Source organism: Thalassobacter sp., from assembly GCF_982993085.1.
In genome coordinates this window covers 1-21,163 of sequence record NZ_CEZFMW010000014.1, presented here as the reverse complement: position 1 = coordinate 21,163, position 21,163 = coordinate 1, and the positions used below count along the sequence as shown (strand labels likewise).

The 21,163-nt window shown below is 59.6% G+C and carries 21 protein-coding genes; 17 read left to right on the top strand and 4 right to left on the bottom strand.

Annotation, left to right across the window (positions count from 1 at the left end):
• The first annotated feature begins 89 nt into the window (after positions 1-89).
• The 7 genes from alr to purF all read left to right on the top strand — a co-directional run bounded on the left by alr (position 90) and on the right by purF (position 6,696).
• Positions 90-1,139 (top strand): alanine racemase, encoded by a 1,050-nt coding sequence (alr, locus tag AC4GMC_RS04035; RefSeq protein ID WP_487877188.1) that lies wholly within the window; start codon positions 90-92, stop codon positions 1,137-1,139.
• Complete coding sequence (locus AC4GMC_RS04030) at positions 1,136-1,921, top strand: MlaE family ABC transporter permease (protein WP_487877181.1); 786 nt, start codon at positions 1,136-1,138, stop codon at positions 1,919-1,921. Before alr ends, AC4GMC_RS04030 begins: the two co-directional genes overlap by 4 nt.
• 8 nt (positions 1,922-1,929) lie before the next feature.
• Positions 1,930-2,676, top strand: a complete 747-nt coding sequence (locus AC4GMC_RS04025) for an ABC transporter ATP-binding protein (RefSeq protein ID WP_487877180.1) — start codon at positions 1,930-1,932, stop codon at positions 2,674-2,676.
• Between the two features lie 5 nt (positions 2,677-2,681).
• Positions 2,682-3,128, top strand: a complete 447-nt coding sequence (locus tag AC4GMC_RS04020; RefSeq protein WP_487877187.1) for a paraquat-inducible protein A — start codon at positions 2,682-2,684, stop codon at positions 3,126-3,128.
• Positions 3,129-3,137: 9 nt separating this feature from the next.
• A complete protein-coding gene (gene radA, locus AC4GMC_RS04015; RefSeq protein ID WP_487880444.1) occupies positions 3,138-4,505 on the top strand; it encodes a DNA repair protein RadA in 1,368 nt (455 codons plus the stop codon).
• 23 nt (positions 4,506-4,528) lie between these two features.
• Positions 4,529-5,119: a CvpA family protein gene (locus AC4GMC_RS04010; protein WP_487878214.1), complete on the top strand. Its 591-nt coding sequence runs from the start codon at positions 4,529-4,531 to the stop codon at positions 5,117-5,119.
• 89 nt (positions 5,120-5,208) lie between these two features.
• Positions 5,209-6,696, top strand: a complete 1,488-nt coding sequence (gene purF, locus AC4GMC_RS04005) for an amidophosphoribosyltransferase (RefSeq protein WP_487878213.1) — start codon at positions 5,209-5,211, stop codon at positions 6,694-6,696.
• Between the two features lie 152 nt (positions 6,697-6,848).
• Here purF and AC4GMC_RS04000 read toward each other — a convergent pair whose 3' ends face one another.
• Positions 6,849-7,442, bottom strand: coding sequence for a biotin transporter BioY (locus AC4GMC_RS04000; protein ID WP_487878212.1), 594 nt, complete (start codon positions 7,440-7,442; stop codon positions 6,849-6,851).
• A gap of 119 nt (positions 7,443-7,561) precedes the next feature.
• Here AC4GMC_RS04000 and AC4GMC_RS03995 point away from each other — a divergent pair, with 119 nt between their 5' ends.
• The gene (locus tag AC4GMC_RS03995; protein ID WP_487878211.1) at positions 7,562-8,239 is read left to right on the top strand and encodes an SDR family NAD(P)-dependent oxidoreductase; all 678 of its coding nucleotides are present in this window, start codon (positions 7,562-7,564) and stop codon (positions 8,237-8,239) included.
• Positions 8,240-8,293: 54 nt separating this feature from the next.
• On the opposite strand, the gene AC4GMC_RS03990 is transcribed toward AC4GMC_RS03995, so the two are convergent.
• Together AC4GMC_RS03990 and AC4GMC_RS03985 are read right to left on the bottom strand one after the other, a co-directional pair.
• Positions 8,294-8,674 (bottom strand): cell division protein ZapA, encoded by a 381-nt coding sequence (locus AC4GMC_RS03990; protein ID WP_487878210.1) that lies wholly within the window; start codon positions 8,672-8,674, stop codon positions 8,294-8,296.
• Positions 8,667-9,308, bottom strand: a complete 642-nt coding sequence (locus AC4GMC_RS03985) for a hypothetical protein (RefSeq protein ID WP_487879186.1) — start codon at positions 9,306-9,308, stop codon at positions 8,667-8,669. The genes AC4GMC_RS03990 and AC4GMC_RS03985 overlap by 8 nt, the downstream gene beginning before the upstream one ends.
• A 235-nt stretch (positions 9,309-9,543) precedes the next feature.
• Between AC4GMC_RS03985 and tkt the strand changes: the two genes are divergently transcribed.
• Positions 9,544-11,559, top strand: a complete 2,016-nt coding sequence (gene tkt, locus AC4GMC_RS03980; protein ID WP_487879187.1) for a transketolase — start codon at positions 9,544-9,546, stop codon at positions 11,557-11,559.
• A 161-nt stretch (positions 11,560-11,720) separates the two neighbouring features.
• Positions 11,721-12,380 (top strand): VPLPA-CTERM sorting domain-containing protein, encoded by a 660-nt coding sequence (locus AC4GMC_RS03975; protein WP_487877385.1) that lies wholly within the window; start codon positions 11,721-11,723, stop codon positions 12,378-12,380.
• Positions 12,381-12,410: 30 nt separating this feature from the next.
• Here the strand turns inward: AC4GMC_RS03975 and AC4GMC_RS03970 are convergent, their stop codons facing one another.
• Entirely contained in the window at positions 12,411-13,340 is a 930-nt protein-coding gene (locus tag AC4GMC_RS03970; RefSeq protein ID WP_487877386.1) for a DUF808 domain-containing protein, read from the bottom strand.
• A 240-nt stretch (positions 13,341-13,580) separates the two neighbouring features.
• On the opposite strand from AC4GMC_RS03970, the gene gap (AC4GMC_RS03965) reads away from it, so the two are divergent.
• The 7 genes from gap (AC4GMC_RS03965) to AC4GMC_RS03935 all read left to right on the top strand — a co-directional run bounded on the left by gap (AC4GMC_RS03965) (position 13,581) and on the right by AC4GMC_RS03935 (position 21,153).
• The gene (gene gap, locus AC4GMC_RS03965) at positions 13,581-14,579 is read left to right on the top strand and encodes a type I glyceraldehyde-3-phosphate dehydrogenase (RefSeq protein ID WP_487877387.1); all 999 of its coding nucleotides are present in this window, start codon (positions 13,581-13,583) and stop codon (positions 14,577-14,579) included.
• A gap of 355 nt (positions 14,580-14,934) precedes the next feature.
• On the top strand, positions 14,935-15,939 hold the full coding sequence (gene gap, locus AC4GMC_RS03960; RefSeq protein ID WP_487877388.1) for a type I glyceraldehyde-3-phosphate dehydrogenase: 1,005 nt from the start codon (positions 14,935-14,937) through the stop codon (positions 15,937-15,939).
• A gap of 120 nt (positions 15,940-16,059) precedes the next feature.
• Positions 16,060-17,238, top strand: coding sequence for a phosphoglycerate kinase (locus AC4GMC_RS03955; protein ID WP_487877389.1), 1,179 nt, complete (start codon positions 16,060-16,062; stop codon positions 17,236-17,238).
• 84 nt (positions 17,239-17,322) lie between these two features.
• Positions 17,323-18,213, top strand: coding sequence for a fructose bisphosphate aldolase (locus AC4GMC_RS03950; protein WP_487877390.1), 891 nt, complete (start codon positions 17,323-17,325; stop codon positions 18,211-18,213).
• Positions 18,214-18,316: 103 nt separating this feature from the next.
• Positions 18,317-18,619, top strand: a complete 303-nt coding sequence (locus AC4GMC_RS03945; RefSeq protein ID WP_487877391.1) for an FtsB family cell division protein — start codon at positions 18,317-18,319, stop codon at positions 18,617-18,619.
• A gap of 143 nt (positions 18,620-18,762) precedes the next feature.
• Positions 18,763-19,761, top strand: a complete 999-nt coding sequence (pdhA, locus tag AC4GMC_RS03940; protein WP_487879188.1) for a pyruvate dehydrogenase (acetyl-transferring) E1 component subunit alpha — start codon at positions 18,763-18,765, stop codon at positions 19,759-19,761.
• A gap of 27 nt (positions 19,762-19,788) precedes the next feature.
• Positions 19,789-21,153, top strand: a complete 1,365-nt coding sequence (locus AC4GMC_RS03935; RefSeq protein ID WP_487876853.1) for a pyruvate dehydrogenase complex E1 component subunit beta — start codon at positions 19,789-19,791, stop codon at positions 21,151-21,153.
• The last annotated feature ends 10 nt before the right edge of the window (positions 21,154-21,163 follow it).

The window sequence follows — 21,163 nt, the reverse complement described above, 5'->3', positions numbered from 1 at the left end:
TGGCAGGCTTGCGCCTGCTCGAAGTCGTCCGCCCGCCTTTTCCACCTGCCCCCTTGACGTTACAGCACATTTTCCGCACCACGAGCGGTATGTCCAACGCAGAACTCTCAATCGACCTTGATGCCATCGTCGCCAATTGGCGCGCCCTCGACACCGCTTCGGGCGCAAGCACGGAAACATCTGCCGTCGTAAAGGCCAATGCCTACGGTCTCGATATCGCTCAGATCGCCCCAAAACTTGCGGCCAGCGGTGTGCGCACGTTCTTTGTCGCCACTGTGGATGAGGGCGTCGCCCTACGCCACGTCCTCGGCACTGGCCCTCGCATCTATGTTCTGGGTGGCCACAGCCCCGGCAGCTCCAAAAAACTGGTCGGTGCGGCTTTGTCCCCTGTGATCAACAGCATAGAGCAGTTGACCCATCACCTAGAGGCCGCGCCGGGCCGTGATTTCGCGATCCAACTGGACACCGGCATGAACCGCCTCGGGATGGAAATTGACGATTGGGCCGCCTGCGCCGAGCTTGCCTTGCGCGCCGGGCCTAGCCTTGTGATGTCCCATCTCGCCTGCGCCGACGAACCCAGCCACCCGATGAACGCGCAGCAACTTGCGGCCTTCCATCATATGACCGACGGCATCGCGGTGCCGCGCGCGCTAAGTGCGACGGGTGGCATTCTGCTCGGCCCTGAGTATCACTTTGACATGACCCGGCCGGGCATTGGCCTTTATGGTGGTGCCCCTTTCACTGAGGCCACGCCGGTTGTCACGCTGTCCCTGCCCGTGATCCAATGCCGCGATGTTAAAAAGGGCGAAACCGTCGGCTACGCCAACAGTTGGACCGCCCCCGGCCCCGGGCGCATCGCCACTGTTCAGGGCGGATACGCCGACGGCATCTTGCGCGCACTGTCGGGCAAGGCCATGCTGTTTGACGGTGCAATTCCCTGCCAATTGGCAGGCCGCGTGTCGATGGATTTGTTGACCGTTGACATCACGCACCTTGAACGCGACCCGTCCGAGCTGACCTTGATCGGGCCGCACCAAGGGGTTGATGCCCTCGCGGACGTCGCGGGCACCATTGGCTACGAAGTCCTGACCAGCCTTGGGGCGCGCTACACCCGCGCCTACGCCGGTGGCGTCGTATGACCGCGCTTTTGCCCCCCATCGCGGCGTTAGGCCGGGGTACATTGTCCCTGCTGGCGTTGATCGGACGGATCACGCTATTTGCGATGGACACGATCAGCCATCTTGTGCGCCCACCATTCTACATTAAGGAGTTCGGACACGCGCTTCTTTATATTGGATATTTGTCCCTTCCGGTCGTGGGTCTCACCGCACTTTTCACTGGCGGCGCGCTGGCGCTTCAGATCTATGCAGGCGGCGCACGGTTCAATGCGGAGGCGGTCGTGCCCTCCATCGTCGCGATTGGAATGGTCCGCGAATTGGGCCCGGTTTTGGGTGGCTTGATGGTCGCGGGCCGGGTTGCGGCCTCGGTCGCGGCAGAAGTCGGCACAATGAAAGTGACCGAACAGATCGACGCCCTCGTGACCCTTTCTACGCACCCTATGAAGTACCTGACCGTGCCGCGGGTTCTAGCCGCGACGCTGTCACTGCCGGTTTTGGTCGCGGTGGGTGATGTGATCGGCATCATGGGCGGATATGTCGTCGGCGTCACACGGCTCGACTTTAACGGTGCCGTTTACCTATCTAATACTGTTGACTTTCTTGAATTTTGGGATGTGGCCTCTGGCCTCGTAAAAGGCGCAGTCTTTGGCTTTATCGTCGCCCTCATGGGCTGCTATCACGGCATGAATTCAGGCCGGGGTGCACAGGGCGTGGGCCGGGCCACCACCAACGCCGTGGTATCGGCTTCGGTGATGATCCTTGCGTCGAACTACGTCCTCACAGAAGTGTTTTTCTCCGCATGAGCACGCCCATGATCACCCTCGACAACGTCCACAAAACCTTTGGCACAAACGCGGTTCTGCGCGGGGTAAACCTGTCGGTCGCCAAGGGTGAAAGCCTTGTGATCATTGGCGGATCGGGCACCGGGAAATCGATCACGATCAAATCCGTGCTCTGCCTCGTAACACCCGAACACGGCACAATCACCGTTGACGGCAAAAACATCAGCAACGGTGATCGCGATGCGTTTTTGGCCCGGTTTGGGATGCTATTCCAAGGGGGGGCGCTGTTTGACAGCCTTCCTATTTGGCAAAACGTGGCCTTTCGCCTGCTGCGTGGGTCATTGAAACGCCCCAAGGATGAGGCCCGCGACATCGCCATCGAAAAACTGCGGCGCGTGGGGCTGAAGCCGGATGTGGCAGACAGGTTTCCTGCGGAACTGTCGGGTGGCATGCAAAAGCGTGTCGGCCTCGCTCGCGCCATCGCGGCTGAGCCTGAGATCATCTTTTTTGATGAGCCCACGACCGGGCTAGACCCGATCATGTCCGGCGTGATCAATGAGCTGATCCGTGAAATCGTGGTCGAAATGGGCGCCACCGCCATGACCATCACCCACGACATGACGTCGGTTCGGGCCATCGCCGATAGCGTCGCGATGCTGCATGATGGCGTGATCCAATGGCACGGTCCCGTGTCGGAAATGGACACCGCAGACGATCCGTATTTGCAGCAGTTCATCCATGGTCGCGCTGAGGGCCCCATCGACGCGGTACGTTAATGGGTATTCTCAAGGCGTTAAATTTCACCCTCCTGATACTCTTTCCCATCGCATGGTTCGCGCCGTTGCTGCGCGCAGGCATTTTGCCATTGTTCAGCCTAAGCGAAATCTCGATCATATCCGGCCTACAGGCTTTGTGGCAAAGCGACCCGGTCCTTGCCCTGCTTGTCACCACACTTGCGATTTTTGCGCCCTACGCCAAAACAATCGCACTTGCGCTGGTACATTTCGGGCTGCTCGCAACCCGCGCGCTGCCCGCTTTGACGTGGCTCGGCAAGCTCGCCATGGCCGATATCTTCCTGATTTCGCTCTATATCGTGATTGTCAAAGGCATCGGCATTGGCAGGGTCGAAACCGCGTGGGGCCTGTGGCTTTTCACATTCTGCGTTCTTCTCAGCCTTGCGGTGTCGATTTTCACATCACGGCTTCTCAATGCCGCAAAATTGGACTAAAGCGAGAACATGGCAAAACCAATTACCTCCTATTCTTGCTCCGAATGCGGCGCGACACATAAAAAATGGTCCGGGCGCTGCGATGGATGCGGCGCATGGAACACCATCAAAGAAGACGTGCCACTCAGCCAAGGGCCGGGCAAAAAGGCTTTAGGTGGGCTTAAGGGCAGTAAAATGGCCTTAACCGATCTCGCGACCGAGGAAACCCCACCGCCCCGGCAATACTCTGGCATGGCTGAACTGGACCGTGTGTTTGGTGGGGGCCTTGTAAACGCATCGGCTACCTTGGTGGGGGGGGATCCGGGCATTGGGAAATCCACCCTTTTGCTGCAAGCCGCCGCAAGTTTCGCCCGCAAAGGGCTAAAGGTGATCTATGTCTCGGGCGAAGAAGCCACCGCACAGGTCCGCATGCGCGCGCAGCGTCTTGGGCTGGCGGATGCCTCGGTCCAACTGGCCGCTGAGACCAATTTGCGCAACATCCTTACCACGCTAGAGGCAGAAAAGCCCGACCTTGCGATCATCGACTCGGTCCAAACCGTTTGGCTCGACACCGTCGACAGCGCGCCGGGCTCTGTCAGCCAAGTGCGCGCCTCAGCCCATGAATTGACCAGTTTCGCCAAACGGTTCGGCACAGCAGTCGTGCTGGTCGGCCACGTCACCAAAGAGGGTCAAATCGCGGGTCCGCGCGTCGTTGAACACATGGTCGACACCGTCCTTTATTTTGAGGGCGAGCGCGGTCACCAATTCCGCATCCTGCGTGCTGTCAAAAACCGTTTTGGCCCCGCGGATGAGATCGGCGTATTTGAGATGACCGGCGCAGGCCTGTCCGAAGTGTCAAACCCCTCGGCCCTGTTCCTGACGGACCGCGATGCACCTGCCCCCGGATCGGTGGTCTTTGCAGGCATCGAAGGCACCCGGCCCGTCTTGGTTGAGGTCCAAGCCCTTGTGGCGCCAAGCCAATTGAGCCAACCGCGCCGCGCGGTCGTTGGGTGGGATGGGTCTCGGCTTAGCATGATCCTCGCCGTGCTAGAAGCCCGCGCCGGCATTTCCTTCGCAGGGCTTGATGTTTACCTCAACATCGCAGGCGGCATCAAAATCTCGGAACCCGCCGCGGACCTTGCCGTCGCATGTGCGCTGCTTTCTGCCCGCGAAGATGCCGCATTACCGCCCACAACTGTGGTTTTTGGGGAACTCAGCCTGTCTGGTGCGCTGCGCCCCGTCTCGCAGGCCGAAAATCGGTTGAAAGAAGCTGCAAAACTTGGTTTCACAGCCGCAATCGCACCAACGGGGTGCAAGACCGGAAATTCAGACGACCTGCAGATCAATTTGCAGCCTGATCTGATCACTCTGGTGGGCGAAGTGTTTGGCGCGGGCTAAACGCGACAGACGGAGCGGGATGCATGGACGGCTTTACCATTATTGACGCGGGCGTAGCGGCCGTAATTGTCATCTCGGCGATTTTGGCCTTTTCGCGTGGCTTGGTCCGTGAAGGCATGGCGATCGTCGGCTGGATCGCGGCGGCTTTCCTTGCGTTTACGTTTGCCGGCGCAGCCGAGCCTCTGATCCGCGAAATCCCCTATGTGGGTGATTTCATCGGCGAAAGCTGTGAATTGGCGATCATCGCGGCCTTTGCCGTGGTGTTTGCTGTGTCGCTTGTGGCCACGTCGATATTTACGCCGCTGTTTTCCTCCGCGATCCGCAATTCGGTCCTTGGGGCGACCGACAAGGGCCTCGGCTTTTTGTTCGGCGTCCTGCGCGGCGCCCTTTTGGTGACCGTGGCCTTTATCGTGGTGGACCGTGTCACAACGGATGGCGCAATCCCCATGGTGGATGACAGCCGCTCTGCTGCGATTTTTGAGCGGGTCCAACAGCAGGTTGAGGCACAGATTCCATCTGACGCTCCGGGTTGGATTTTGGAACGCTACCAACAGCTCGTCGGTGCCTGTAGTCCGACCGAAGATCCGCTGCAACCGGCCCCCACGGGTAACTAATGTCGCACAAAGCCTCTTGAAGGCGTGACAACCCCGAGGCAAAGCCCTAAACCCCCACGCAGATGACCACGCCGGATCAAGGACACCCCATGACCGACTCTCCCCTGCCCCAAACCGCCTGGCGCGAGACGCCGTTTGATGACGACAAGCTAAAAGAGGAATGCGGGATATTCGGGGTGAACGGCGTGTCCACCGCCGCGAATTTCGTGGCCCTCGGGCTACACGCGCTGCAACACCGTGGCCAAGAGGCCGGCGGCATCGTCGTGCACGATCCAGAACATGGCTTCAACTCCGCCCGTCGCTTTGGCTACGTCCGCGATAATTTCACCAGCCAAGCCGTCATGGACACGCTGCCTGGGCCTATCGCCATCGGCCACGTGCGCTACTCGACCGCCGGCTCCAAAGGGGCGACAGCAATCCGCGATGTGCAGCCCTTTTTTGGCGAATTCGCCATGGGTGGCGCCGCGATTGCTCATAATGGCAATATCACGAACGCCGAAGAGCTACGCCGCGAACTGATTGAGCGTGGCTCGATCTTCCAAAGCTCAAGCGACAGCGAGTGCATCATCCACCTGATGGCGCGCTCTCTTCAGAAAAACATCCCCGAGCGGATGAAAGACGCCCTGCGCCGGGTTGAAGGCGCGTTTTCCGTCGTGGCCATGACTCGCACCAAACTGATCGGCGTGCGCGACGCGCTTGGTGTCCGCCCGCTGGTTCTGGGCCGCATCGGTGATGGTTACGCTCTGGCATCTGAAACCTGTGCCCTCGATATCATCGGCGCTGAGTTTGTACGCGAAATCGACCCCGGTGAAATGGTCGTGATCTCCTCCACGGGTGAGGTCACATCACACCGTCCGTTCGAACAAAAGCCCTCCCGCTTTTGCATCTTTGAACATGTCTATTTCTCGCGCCCCGACAGCATTCTGGGCGGCCGGTCCGTCTATGAAACCCGCGAAAACATTGGCCGGGAATTGGCCAAAGAAGCCCCGGTTGAGGCCGATCTGGTCTGCCCCGTACCTGACAGCGGCACACCGGCGGCAATCGGCTTTAGCTTGCAAAGCGGCATTCCCTACGCGATGGGGATTATCCGCAACCAGTACATGGGTCGCACGTTTATTGAGCCCAGCGAACAGGTCCGCAACCTCGGCGTTCGTCTCAAGCTAAACGTGAACCGTGCCCTGATCCGGGGCAAACGCGTCATCCTCGTAGACGACAGCGTGGTGCGCGGCACAACCTCCCGCAAGATCAAGGAAATGATCCTCGATGCCGGCGCAGCTGAAGTTCACTTCCGCATCGCCAGCCCGCCGACGGCATGGCCATGCTTCTACGGCGTTGATACGCCCCAGCGCGAAAAACTCCTCGCCGCGACAATGTCCGAAGAAGAAATGCGCACGCACCTCGGCGTCGACAGCCTCAAATTCATCTCTCTCGACGGTCTCTACCGCGCAGTGGGTGAAGCAAAAGGCCGGGACGCCAACGCCCCCCAATACTGCGACGCCTGTTTCTCCGGCGAATACCCGGTCGCCCCGCGCGACAAACTCGCCCAAGGCTTCCAACTCAAAACAGCGGCTGAATAAACGCCCTCTTTGGTTTTCAAATATCCTGGGGGCGTCCGAAGGACGGGGGCAAAGCCCCAGTGACCTCAGAAATCACAAACCATACATATCCAATCCAATAAAAAAGCCGCCTCAAAGGGCGGCTTTTTCTAAATCAAGTTATGCCTAGCGCATTAGGCAGATTTCTTGCCCAACGCTGTCCACGCACCAGACACGATCAGTGCTGCGATAACAGCTTTCAGCGCGTCACCAGCAAGAAACGGCAGCATGAACCAACCCAGCAGGTTTTCCATCGTGGGGGCGACCCAACCGGCCTCAATACCCAAACCGCCAGCAACCAGCGCAGGCCACGCTAGACCGGGCACATACAGCAGAGCCGATGCAACTAGTGTCGCGGCCGACAGACCCAGCACCGATTTGACACCGCGCTCAGCAACAAAACCCGCGAACCATGCCATGGCCACGAACCCCAAGAGGAAGCCCGCCGACGGGCCGACAAACGCTGCAAGGCCCGGTGCCGTTGTCAGTGTGAACATTGGCAGGCCAGCAGCGCCCTGCGCCAGATAGGCCACAAGTGTGATCGCACCAAGGCGTGAGCCGAAGGTCAATCCAACGACCAAAATGGCCAGTGTTTGCAGCGTCATGGAGGTCGCGCCCAAAGGCACCGACACTTTGGCGGCGATCGCAATGATAGCGGAGCCCGCCAGCACCAAAAGCGCCTGTTTCAGAAGTGTGTTTTGGCCCAGTGTGGCTTGGGTAAGGGTCATGCGTGGCTCTCCGTTCACATATTTCTCAAACGTAATGCCAAGCTCGCACCACAGAAGTCAAGCGACGCTGACCGCGCATGCCCTTGCACGACGTCGCAGGGCGTGCCACATGCTCCGCCATGAAACAAAACACTCCTCCTTCCCTCGCGCTGATCACCGGCGCATCCCGCGGTCTTGGGGCGGGCATTGCTATCGCTCTTGCGGCTCGCGGCACGCACATCATGGCTGTCGCCCGGACAACTGGCGCGCTCGAAGAACTGGATGACAAGATCAAGGCAGTAGGTGGCGACGCCACGCTCGCGCCGATGGACATTACGAATGACGGCGCGATGCAGCACCTGTGCCGCTCGGTGCATGATCGGTGGGGGGCCCTGCCTTTGTGGGTGCATACCGCAATCCACACACCTCCCCTCGCCCCGGTCACCCAGATCGACGCAAAGGCCATGGACAAAAGCATCGCCAACAACATCAAGGCTGTCTCGACCCTGATGACATACGTGAACCCGCTGTTGCAGGCAGCCGCCCCCAACGCCCATGCGGTGTTCCTGGATGATACGTCAGATGCCGCGTTTTCGGGGGCCTATGCCGCGACCAAAGCCGCCACACGCACCCTCGTGCGCCATTGGCAGCGTGAGGCCACGACCCCATCGGCCCCATCGGTGCATTTGTTGGAGCCCGCGCCAACCGCCACGGCTTCGCGCGCACGGTTCTATCCCGGTGAAGATCGCAGCGTGCTCGCAAGTCCCGCTGACGAAGGCGAACGGCTTGTAGCCGCCTTGTTTGGGCCGCGCCCCTAACCTATCGGCGCGCCCGTGGATTACCGCGGGCCGCACCAACCTAAGCCAGACGCTCTAGACGACGCCTTCGGCTTTCTCGGCCAAGGCCTCAGCCCGACCTGCAAAATCCTCAAGCCGCTGTTGCAGCCCCGTGTCGATCGCGGGGGCTGGTACAGCCACATTTTGCGGCGTCTGAAGCTCTTCGATCACGCCTTGCTGCGTGGCCAACTGCGCCTCTAACTTTTTGACGTCTTCTTGCAGCGAGATCGACTTATCCGCCAACATCAGACCCGCCATCAACAACATACGATCTTGGGTGAGCCGCGCCCCAGCCGCCGACAGCTTTTGGGCTTCGGTGTCCAACAGGCCCGAGGCCGATTGCAAATAGGGTTCTTCGCCGGGCTGACAGGCCACGATGAACGACCGCCCGCCAATGTTAATTGTGACGTCAGGCATTGGCGCTCTCCTCAAGCATGGGTTCCAGCTCGGCCAACAGGGTCCGCATCTCGGCCAGATCCGCATGACGCGCGACGCGCAGCGCTTCAACCTCTGCCTCAAGGGCGCGGTTGATCAAACCCGCATCCGTAGCCCCTTGCGCCGCACTTGCGCGCAAGGCGGCGACCACTTCGGTCAACTCTGCGAGGGCAGCCAAATCACCGGGGTCAGCAGCCATCGGTGCCGCAGCGGCCCCCATCGCATCAGCTTGAACGTGAATACGGTCGATTTCCGCATCTTTGGCGGCCAATTCAGCCGCGTGACTGACACGCAGGGCCTCCATATCGGCGCTCACACCGTTTTGCGCTTCGGCCAATGTTGCCCGCAGGTTAGACAATTCGATGTCACGCTCTGCCACAACATGGCTCAGGTCCTGGGTTGGGGCCGCGATCTCCGTTGCGGCGGCCTGCACCTCAGACAATTCATCCTTGAGCGCGGTGATCCGCTCACTCAACTGAGAGGTAACAGTCTGCTCTTCGGCCAGCCTAGCGGCCAAAGCTGCGGCCGACTGTGGCCCGCTCAAGGCGGCCTCCAGACGGTCCAGCGCGCCGGTCAACCGCCGCTCTGCGTCCGTGGTCATATCATTTTCACTCATGGTCCATCCATTCAAACGTGAGAAAAACCTGAGCCCTATGGAATCGCACGCGAGCCCAATTGTCAAAGCGATAGACCGCGAACAGGCCGATTTTGGCCCTATATCTTGTGGCTAACTCACAAAACGGGCCTTTGGGGGCCGTTTCACCCGGCCCGCACCCAAGAGTGGCTTGCAACGGGGGCCATCCCTGCTATCACGCGCGCAAACATCCCATACCCTTCAAAAAGGACGCCTCATGGACCTCAACGCCCTGCGCACCGCAAACCCCGGCCACTGGCGCCGCGCAACCGCCATTCGCGCGCTGACCCTTGATGCGGTAGCTGCCGCCAACTCGGGGCACTCCGGGATGCCTATGGGCATGGCCGACGTGGCCACGGTTTTGTTTGAGCGTCACATGAAGTTTGATGCCGCCAACCCAGCATGGCCCGACCGGGACCGGTTCGTGCTGTCCGCAGGCCACGGCTCGATGCTGCTGTATTCGCTGCTGCACCTCACGGGTTACCCCGAGATGACGCTGGAGCAGATCAAGAATTTCCGCCAGTTGGGCGCGATCACCGCAGGTCACCCCGAATACGGCCACGCCCCCGGTATCGAAACCACAACCGGCCCCTTGGGTCAGGGCATCGCAACAGCCGTCGGCATGGCCATCGCCGAGGAAATCCAGCGCGCGCGCTACACCAAAAAGATCGTTGATCACTATACATACGTGATCGCCGGCGACGGGTGCCTGATGGAAGGCGTCAGCCAAGAGGCCATCGGCCTTGCAGGTAAGCTGGAGCTGTCGCACCTGATCGTGCTTTGGGATGACAATGGCATCACCATCGACGGCAAGGTCGAGCTTTCGGACGTAACGGACCAAAAACAGCGTTTCTTGGCCTCTGGCTGGGATGTTCTGGAAGTGGATGGCCACGACCCCGAAGCGATTGATGCGGCTATTGCTAAGGCGAAGGGTGGCAAAAAGCCCACCATGATCGCCTGCAAAACCCATATCGCACTGGGTCACGCAGCGCAGGACACCTCTAAAGGTCACGGCGCGCTGACGAATGCCGAACAACTGCTGGCTGCCAAGGCCGCCTATGGTTGGGATCACGGCGCCTTTGAAATCCCTGCTGACGTCAAATCCGAGTGGGAAGCCATTGGCGCCCGCGGTGCCGCCGAGCGTGCCGAATGGGAAGCCCGTCTGGCCGCCCTTGGTGCCAGCAAGCGCGCTGAATTTGAACGCGCTCTAGCTGGTGATGCGCCCAAGCGCCTGTCCGCGACAATCAAACGCCTCAAGCGTGAGATCTCCGAAGGTCAGCCGTCGATGGCGACGCGCAAATCCTCAGAGACGGTGCTCAAGGCGATCAACCCGATCATGGCAGAAACCATCGGCGGATCCGCGGACCTGACCGGGTCGAACAACACGCTGACCGGTGACATGGGCGTGTTTGAGCCGGGCAACCGCAAGGGCCGCTATATCTATTACGGCATCCGTGAGCACGGCATGGCCGCGGCGATGAACGGTATGGCGTTGCACGGTGGTGCAAGGGCTTATGGCGGAACGTTCATGTGCTTTACCGATTATGCGCGCCCCGCGATGCGCCTGTCCGCCCTGATGGGTGTGCCCACGACATACGTTATGACACACGACAGCATCGGTTTGGGCGAAGACGGCCCTACGCACCAACCTGTTGAGCATCTGGCCATGATGCGCGCGACGCCAAACTTCAACGTGTTCCGCCCCGCGGACACCGTTGAAACCGCAGAAGCATGGGAATTGGCGCTGACGTCCAAATCCACGCCTGCGATGCTGTCGCTGACACGTCAAAACGTGCCGACCTTGCGCACGACGCACACTAACAAGAACCAGGTTGCCCAAGGTGGCTACGTTCTGGCCGACGCCGAAGGCAAGCGCATGGCGATCCTGATGGCGACCGGCTCGGAAGTCGCTATCGCAATGGAAGCTCGTGAGTTGCTGCAACAAGACGGCATCGGCACACGTGTGGTTTCCATGCCCTGCTGGGAACTGTTTGAGGAAACCGACGAAGCCTACCGTCGTCGTGTTCTGCCCGGTGGCCCTGTGCGGGTCGCGGTTGAGGCCGGTATTCGGTTCGGCTGGGATCGCTGGTTGTTCGGGGAGCGCGGCAAGCGTGAAAAGTCCGGCTTTGTGGGCATGCACGATTTCGGCGCCTCCGCCCCTGCCGAAGTCCTTTATGAGCACTTCGGGATCACGCCACAGGCGATCGCCGACAAGGTCAAATCCCTGCTGTAATTCTCAAAAGGCGCTCCCAACGGAGCGCCTTTTTTCCAATGAAGTATCCTGCACTCAGGCCAGCATTCCTGCGCCCTGATGCCTCAGGGTCCAGTAAACCCCTTGCTCGATTTAAGTTTTTACCGCCCCATAAGGCTTTAACCAAAACTTTGCGAGTAACGATGAAACACCTTATTTTAACGACCGCCCTTGCCCTCTCTTTTTTCGCAGAGGACGCACAGGCGGGGACGGTTACCTATAATAGCAGGGGATTTGAAACCGTATCTGTCCCCATGTTTGACCCCGCCATGGGGTTCCTTACGGCCGTTGACTACCGCATGACCGGTGCCATTGGCGGGACAGATACCGATAATTCATACACATTGCTGACGGCAAGCGCCTACGCAGACATCAGGATTTCTTTTCGAGGACAATCCATGACGGCTACGGATCGCAACACGACAGTTTGCGGCGACGTCATAATCGACCCCAAGTGGGGAACAGAGTGCCGCAGTGCACTATCGGCAAGTGCCTATGCGATGGCCGAAATCGTCAGATCGCTGTCTCTTGAAAACGGGGACAACTTGCCGCTCCAATTTAACGGAACACGTAGTCTGGTGGGCAAAGCCACAGGTTGGTCAGGTCCGCGCAGCTACATCGGCGATGCACTCTCTACGACCCTGTCCATCACATACACGTTCGCCGACGCACCGCCTGATCCACTACCTGCGGCCTATGCGGCCCTGCCTCTCCCGGCGTCAGCCCCATTGTTACTAGCCGGACTTGGCGGCATTGCCGTCCTGCGCAGGCGCAGGGCGCACCAGCAAAAGACCACTCATTAACCAGTTAGCCGACCAAAAACGGGGCGTGCTCTAGTGCGCGCGCCCCATCGATGTCATCGTTTTTTCCACCACAGGGATCAGCGCGAACCCAAGGACGATGCCGAGCACGCCGTCCATAATCGCCTTCGCCGTCCATTCCAGCCCGCCGCTGCCTGCGGCAATTGCGTGGGCGGCATCTTCGATCAGCTGCTCAGGCCCGTGCCATCCCATCTCGGCCCAAGCGTGCACAATAATTGACCCACCAACCCAGAGCATTGCGGCAGTGCCAACCACCAACAACAGCTTCATAAAGGTGGGCATTCCCTTGACGATCCCACGCCCGATGGCCGCCGAAACACCGCCACGCGCGGACATGTGTAGCCCTACGTCATCCGCCTTTACGATGATCGCAACTGCGCCGTAGACCAACGCCGTGATCCCGATGGCAACCACCACCAATGCGGCCCCCTTGAACACCAGGCCCGATTCCGCAGGCAACGCCGACAGCGCGATGGTCATGATCTCAGCCGAAAGGATAAAGTCCGTCTTGATCGCGCCCTTCACCTTTTGCTCTTCTAAATGCGCGGGGTCACCTTTGACCCCTTTGGCGTCCAGATCAACGTGCCCCGGTCGGAGCCACTTGAGGATTTTCTCAGCCCCCTCAAAGCAAAGATAGGCGCCGCCAAGCATCAACAAAGGGGCGATCAGCCACGGCGCAAAAACTGACAAAATCAGGGCCGCCGGCGTCAGGATCAAAAGCTTGTTCAGGATTGAGCCGCGCGCGATTTTCCACACGATAGGCAATTCCCGCTCTGCGGAGAAACCAGTCACGTATTTCGGCGTCACGGCCGCATCATCAATCACAGCACCCGCAGCCTTGGCGCCAGCCTTGCTCGCTTGCGCAATGACGTCATCCACCGAAGCCGCTGCGATCTTTGCAATTCCGGCCACATCATCCAATAGCGCCAACAGGCCCGACATTTGCGAATCTCCCTTTAAGGTTACCGCAGGGTAACGCACGAAATTCCTTACGCAATCCGCACCGGTTAACCACGACTTCCGCACAGTTCCGCGATGATAGCGATATCAGTTTCCGCTAACGGCAACATTTACCGCTAACACCCGAAAACTGCGACCGTTTCCCCCTTTGTCAAAGGCGCTTGCTCCCGTATATCGGACCCACGGGCACGGGGCTTGCACGGCTAAGAATTGGAGCGAAAGATGACCATCACTGTCGGGATCAACGGATTTGGACGCATCGGACGGTGCACGCTGTCGCACATCATTGAATCGGGGCGTAATGACATTGCCGTGGTCAAGATGAACGCCACAGGGCCGATCGAAACCAATGCACACCTGCTGAAGTACGACAGTGTCCATGGCCGTTTCGCCGGTGATATCCGGGTTGAAGGGAACACAATGGATTTGGGCCGTGGTCCGATCGAAGTGATGTCGACCTATGACCCGACCGAGCTGGACTGGTCCGGCGTTGATGTTGTTTTGGAATGCTCCGGCCAGTTCAACGCCCGTGACAAAGCCGCCGTCCACATGGATCACGGCGCCAAGCGTGTTTTGGTATCCGCCCCCGCCACGAACGCCGACAAAACCATCGTTTACGGTGTGAACCACCGCGAATTGGACAGCGCGCATCACGTGGTGTCGAACGCATCGTGCACAACGAACTGCCTCGCGCCCCTTGCCAAGGTGTTGAATGACGCCATCGGCATCGAAAGCGGCATCATGACAACCGTCCACTCCTACACCGGGGACCAGCCAACGCTGGACCGCCGCCACAAGGACCTGTATCGCGCCCGCGCCGCTGCTATGGCGATGATCCCAACATCCACCGGTGCGGCCAAGGCCATCGGCGAAGTCATCCCTGCCCTGAATGGCAAGCTCGACGGCACCGCATTGCGCGTGCCAACGCCAAACGTCTCGGCCGTCGATCTGACCTTTGTCGCGTCCAAGGACGTGACTGTTGCGGATGTAAATGCCGTCGTCGCGGAGGCGGCCGCCGGTCACATGGGCCACGTGCTGTCCTACGACCCTGAGCCCAAGGTCTCGATCGACTTTAACCACACAACGCATTCGTCGATCTTTGCGCCCGACCAGACCAAGGTCATCGGACGCCAAGTCCGCGTGCTGGCATGGTACGATAACGAGTGGGGCTTTTCGTGCCGGATGGCCGATGTCGCCACGGCAATGGGCCGCCTGATCTAACCTAAGCATCCCATAAGATACTCCAAAGCCCCGCCCCAACCGGCGGGGTTTTGCGTTGTACCTTGCCCTGCGTGGTACATGCGCACTTTCCCCGGGATGCTCGCTCTGGCAAGCTGCCGCTATGTCAAACCGCTTTGCCCTGTTTTTCTTCGCCCTACTCTGCGGCTTGCTGGCATTTGACTGGCTCCGAAACGACGCCCAAGTGGTTATTTTCCTAGGTCAACGGCTTTTGGAGCTCATCGCATGGATCGCATTCTGGCGATAAGCGACCAGTCGAAACGCCCAGACTTGCGCGTTCGGCCTCAACATGTTAGCGCTACCATAAATTAACTGAAATTCAGAACGGAGACCGGGTATGACCGTGCGCGTGGCAATCAATGGCTTTGGCCGCATCGGACGCAATGTCTTGCGGGCGTTAGTGGAACAGGGTCGGACCGACCTAGAGGTCGTGGCCATCAATGACCTTGGGCCCGTGGAAACGAACGCCCACTTGCTGCGTTTTGACTCTGTCCATGGTCGCTTTCCGGGGACCGTCACAACCACGGACGACACGATTGACGTGGGCCGCGGCCCGATCAAGGTCACTGCCATCCGCAACCCTGCGGACCTGCCCTGGGGCGATGTTGATATCGTGTTAGAATGTACTGGCATCTTCACTTCTCGCGAAGCGTGCCAAGCACATCTGGACACCGGCGCGCGCCGCGTCCTGATCTCTGCACCCGGCAAAGACACAGACAAAACAATTGTCTACGGCGTGAACCACGCCAGCCTAACGGCCCAAGACATCGTGGTGTCCAACGCGTCTTGCACCACAAACTGCCTCGCCCCTGTGGCACATGTGCTGCACCAAGCTATCGGGATCAAACGCGGCTTTATGACCACGATCCACAGCTACACCGGCGATCAACCAACGCTCGACACCATGCACTCGGATCTCTACCGCGCGCGCGCCGCGGCCATGTCGATGATCCCAACCTCCACTGGCGCTGCCCGTGCCGTGGGCCTTGTGCTGCCCGAGCTGGCAGGCAAACTCGACGGTGTCGCGATCCGCGTGCCCACCCCCAATGTCTCGGCCGTTGATCTGACGTTCGAAGCAACCCGTGAAACATCCGTTGAGGAAATCAACGAAGCCCTCAAAGCGGCCGCAGCAAACGGCCCGCTCCAAGGCATCCTTGCGGCCACCGACGACAAACTCGTGTCGATGGATTTCAACCACGACCCACATTCCTCCATTTTCGCAACCGACCAGACCAAGGTCATGGACGGCACAATGGTCCGCATCCTCAGCTGGTATGACAACGAATGGGGCTTCTCGAACCGGATGCTCGACACGGCTGCCGCCATGGGAAAACTGCTTTAACGGCCCAACCGCGCAAAAAGAAATGGCAAAGGGGCAAATCGCCCCCTTGCTCCTCCTTTGTTCCAAAAATACTCATCCACCAGACGCAACTGGCGGCAACAGAACTGGCGGAGAGACCTAATGAGCTGGAAAACACTCGACGACATGGATTTGACGGGCAAGCTGGTCTTGACCCGCGTGGATATCAACGTGCCGATGGAAAACGGGCGCGTTACTGACGACACCCGTATTCAACGTATCCTTCCGACCTTGCGCGATATCCTTGCCGCAGGCGGGCGTCCCGTGACGCTTGCGCACTTTGGTCGCCCCAAGGGCCAGCCCAATCCCGACATGTCCCTACGGCTTGTCGCCCCCGCGCTAGAAGCCGCGTTGGGCCACCCCATCACCTTCTTTGAGAAGCCTTCGCGTGCCGATCTAGACGCGCTGCCCGAGGGTGCCGTTGCCCTGATCGAGAACACGCGATTTTCTCCGCTGGAAACAGAAAACGCCCCCGAAATGGCGGCCTTTCTGGCCTCCTTAGGCGACATCTATTGCAATGATGCCTTCTCGGCCGCGCACCGTGCCCATGCATCTACCGAAGGTGTGGCCAAGCTGCTGCCCTCCTGTGCCGGGCGCTTGATGCAGGCTGAGCTCAGCGCGCTTGAGGCCGCTCTGGGCGCGCCCAAGCGCCCTGTCACGGCAGTTGTCGGCGGGGCCAAAGTCTCAACCAAGTTGGAACTTCTGGGTAACCTTGTGCACCGGGTCGATACGCTTGTGATCGGCGGCGGCATGGCCAACACATTTCTGGCCGCCCAAGGCATCGACGTCGGCAAATCCCTTGCTGAGCATGAGATGACCGACACCGCCATTCAAATCCTGGAAACGGCCCGCGTTGCCGGATGCCGCATCCTGCTGCCCTCGGATGTTGTGGTCGCGCGCGCGTTTGAGGCCAATGCAGAATGTGAGGTTGTTCCTGCAGATGCCTGCCCCGCCGACGCCATGATCCTAGATGCAGGGCCCGACGCCACCGCACAAATCATCGCGGCCTTTGAAGCCTCCAAGACCTTGATCTGGAACGGCCCGCTCGGTGCCTTTGAAATCCCGCCCTTTGACACAGCAACCAACGCCGCGGCCCAAGCCGCAGCGCGCCTGACCCGCGATGGCGGCCTGATTTCCGTGGCCGGCGGCGGCGATACGGTGGCGGCCCTCAACACCTCGGGCGCGGGTGCGGACTTTACCTACATCTCCACCGCAGGTGGCGCATTCCTTGAATGGATGGAGGGCAAAACTCTCCCCGGGGTTGCAGCACTGCAAAGCTGATGCGCGACCGTTAGCGCGATCATAATTGCGGTCCCTTTCTGAGGCAGCTAAGCCAGTGTTAACACATTCAGAAAGGCCGCTTCTATGAACGAGACACAAGCCAACCAAGTCCGGACCGGTAAAGGATTTATTGCCGCCCTCGACCAATCTGGCGGCTCGACGCCCAAGGCCCTACGCCTGTATGGCATCGAAGAGGATGCCTATTCCAGCGAGGCGGAGATGTTCGACCTTATCCACGCCATGCGCGCGCGCATCGTGGACGCACCCGCTTTTTCTGGCGAAAAAGTCGTTGGCGCGATCTTGTTTGAGATGACCATGGACCGCGAAATGGGCGGCAAGCCAAGCCCCGCAGCCCTGTGGGACGACAACGGCGTTGTTCCGTTCCTCAAAATCGACAAGGGACTCGCGGATGAGGCCGACGGCGCGCAAATGCTCAAGCCCATGCCCGATCTGGACGCGCTTTTGACCCGCGCGGCAGCCAAGGGGATCTTTGGGACCAAAGAACGGTCGGTCATTCACGCGGCAAACCCCGTCGGCATCGCCGCAGTTGTCGCCCAACAGTTTGAGGTCGCGCGCCAAGTGCTGGCCCATGGCCTGATCCCGATCATCGAACCCGAGGTCACGATCTCCATCGCCGACAAAGCAGCAGCTGAGGATATCTTGCTGGCGGAAATCGCCAAACACCTGGACACGGTACCTGCGGGCCAAGAGGTTATGCTAAAACTGACCCTGCCCGAAAAGGCGAACCTGTATCAGCCCCTGGTCGATCATCCCGCCGTCATGCGTGTCGTGGCCCTTTCGGGCGGGTATTCCCGCGAGGAAGCCAACACACGCCTGTCGCAGAACACGGGCGTCATCGCCTCGTTCTCTCGCGCGTTGACCGAGGGCCTTTCGGCGCAGCAATCCGATGAGGCTTTCAACAGCACAATCGCCGCTACAATCGACAGCATCTACGTAGCCTCCGTCGCGGGCTAAGCGCGAAGGCCCGCAAATACCGGCCACGGGGGATTCACAAATCCCCCGGGCTCTGCCATACTGCACCAAAGGCCCATCCAGAGGCCGCACTTCGAGGCGCACCATGGCACGACCCCATCGAACCCGTTCCCTGTTTTCGTTGTTCTTCATCGTTGGCGTTTTGACGCTTGCGGGGTACTTCACCTTTGCCGCGGTACAGGGTGAATACGGCTTGTTTGAGCGGATCGAGCTAGAGGCGCAGCGCAGCGAGTTGCAGCAAGAGTTCGACCAGCTTGAGGCCGACGTTGTTGCAATGGAAAACCTGACCAAGCGAATGTCAGACGAGTATCTAGACGTGGATCTGTTGGACGAACGCGCCCGCAAGGTGCTGGGCCTTGTGCGCGCGGATGAGATTGTCATCCAATAAAACCATCCCCTAAGCGCCCTTTACGCGGGTTTCCGAGCAGATTGTCGCGGCATTAACTGTGCTGTAGACAGCCGCGCCGTTGCCGATTACAAGATAGTTCAATACTAAACTATCCGCGATTGCTCGCCCGGAGGAACCCTTACATGGCCACCAAAAGCGCTAAGAGTGCGAAGAAACCGAACGTTTCATCAGAAGAATTGATGGAGCACTACCGTCAAATGCTTCTGATCCGCCGCTTTGAAGAAAAAGCAGGCCAGTTGTATGGCATGGGTTTGATCGGGGGGTTCTGCCACCTCTACATTGGTCAAGAAGCCGTTGTGGTTGGCCTAGAGGCCGCCGCAGAGGAAGGCGACAAGCGCGTCACGTCCTACCGTGATCACGGCCACATGTTGGCCTGCGGCATGGACCCAAACGGCGTTATGGCCGAACTGACGGGCCGCGAAGGTGGCTATTCCAAGGGCAAAGGCGGCTCCATGCATATGTTCTCGAAAGAGAAACATTTCTATGGTGGCCACGGTATCGTGGGGGCGCAGGTGCCCATCGGTGCGGGCCTCGCTTTCGCGGACAAGTACCTTGGGAATGACCGCGTATCGTTCGCCTATTTTGGCGATGGAGCCGCGAACCAAGGTCAGGTCTATGAGACCTTCAACATGGCTTCCCTCTGGGAGCTGCCCGTCATTTTCGTAATTGAAAACAACCAGTACGCCATGGGTACATCGGTGCAGCGGGCCTCCAAGACGCCAGACATCTACACACGTGGTCTTGGCTTTGGCATTCCTGGCGAAGCGGTTGACGGGATGGATGTCCTTGCGGTCAAAGCCGCTGGAGAAAAGGCCGTCGCGCACTGCCGCGCAGGCAAAGGCCCCTATATTCTTGAGATGAAAACATACCGCTATCGCGGCCACTCCATGTCGGATCCCGCCAAATACCGGACCCGTGATGAGGTGCAAAAGATGCGCGAAGAGCGCGACTGCATCGAGCAAGTTCGTGACATGTTGCTGACCGGCAAGCACGCCAACGAAGACGAGCTAAAGGCAATCGACAAAGACATCAAAGCCATCGTGAACGAGAGCGCAGAATTCGCCAAGACGAGCCCCGAGCCCGCTTTGGAAGAACTCTGGACCGACATCTACGCCGATTGAGCCGACAGAATTTGAGGAGAACTACCAATGGCAACTGAAATTCTGATGCCGGCTCTCTCGCCGACCATGGAAGAGGGCACACTGGCCAAATGGCTGGTAAAAGAGGGCGACACCGTTGCCTCGGGCGATATTATCGCCGAGATCGAAACCGACAAAGCCACGATGGAATTTGAAGCCATCGACGAAGGTGTTGTAGGCAAACTGCTGATTGCTGAGGGCACCGAGGGCGTCAAAGTGAACACCCCCATCGCCATCATCGGTGAAGCCGGTGAGGACATGTCCGCCCCCGCCGAACCCGCCGCCGCAGCGCCCGCAGCAGCCGAGGCCCCTGTCGCATCCGCGCCGGCCACCGCCGCCGCACCAGTGGCCCCCGTTGTGGACAGCAGCCCCGATTACCCCGAGGGCACGCCAATGAAAACGCAGACCGTGCGCGAAGCGATCCGCGACGCAATGGCCGAAGAAATGCGCCGCGACGACACCGTCTATTTGATGGGCGAAGAGGTTGCGGAATACCAAGGCGCCTACAAGGTCAGCCAAGGTATGCTGGACGAATTCGGCGCGCGCCGCGTTATCGACACACCGATCACCGAGCACGGCTTTGCCGGGATCGCGACGGGCTCGTCCTTTGCAGGTCTGCGCCCCATCGTCGAGTTCATGACGTTTAACTTCGCCATGCAAGCCATTGACCACATTATCAACTCTGCAGCCAAGACACTGTATATGTCTGGCGGTCAGATGGGGGCACCCATGGTGTTCCGTGGCCCCAATGGCGCGGCCGCCCGCGTCGGTGCACAGCACTCACAGGATTACGCGGCATGGTACGCCTCGATCCCCGGCCTCAAGGTTGTGATGCCCTACTCAGCCGCGGACGCCAAAGGCCTGATGAAGACCGCCATTCGCGATAACAATCCGGTCATCTTCCTTGAGAACGAGATCCTCTACGGGAAATCGTCCGAAGTACCGGACATGGATGACTTCACCATCCCCTTCGGCAAAGCCCGCACATGGCGCACCGGCTCGGACGCCACGATCGTCAGCTGGGGCATCGGAATGACCTACGCGCTTGAAGCCGCTGAAAAGCTGGCCGAAGAGGGTATCGAATGTGACGTGATCGACCTGCGGACCCTGCGTCCCATCGATTATGACGCGGTCATCGCCTCGGTGCAAAAAACCAACCGCTGCGTGATTGTGGAAGAAGGCTTCCCAGTCGGCTCGCTCGCCAACCATATGGCCAGCGTCATCATGGAGCGCGCGTTTGACTACCTCGACGCGCCGGTCCTGAGCCTGACGGGCAAGGATGTGCCGATGCCATACGCGGCCAACCTTGAGAAATTCGCGCTGATCACCACCGATGAGGTCGTGGCCGGTGTTAAACAAATTGCTTACCGTTAAGGAGCGCGCG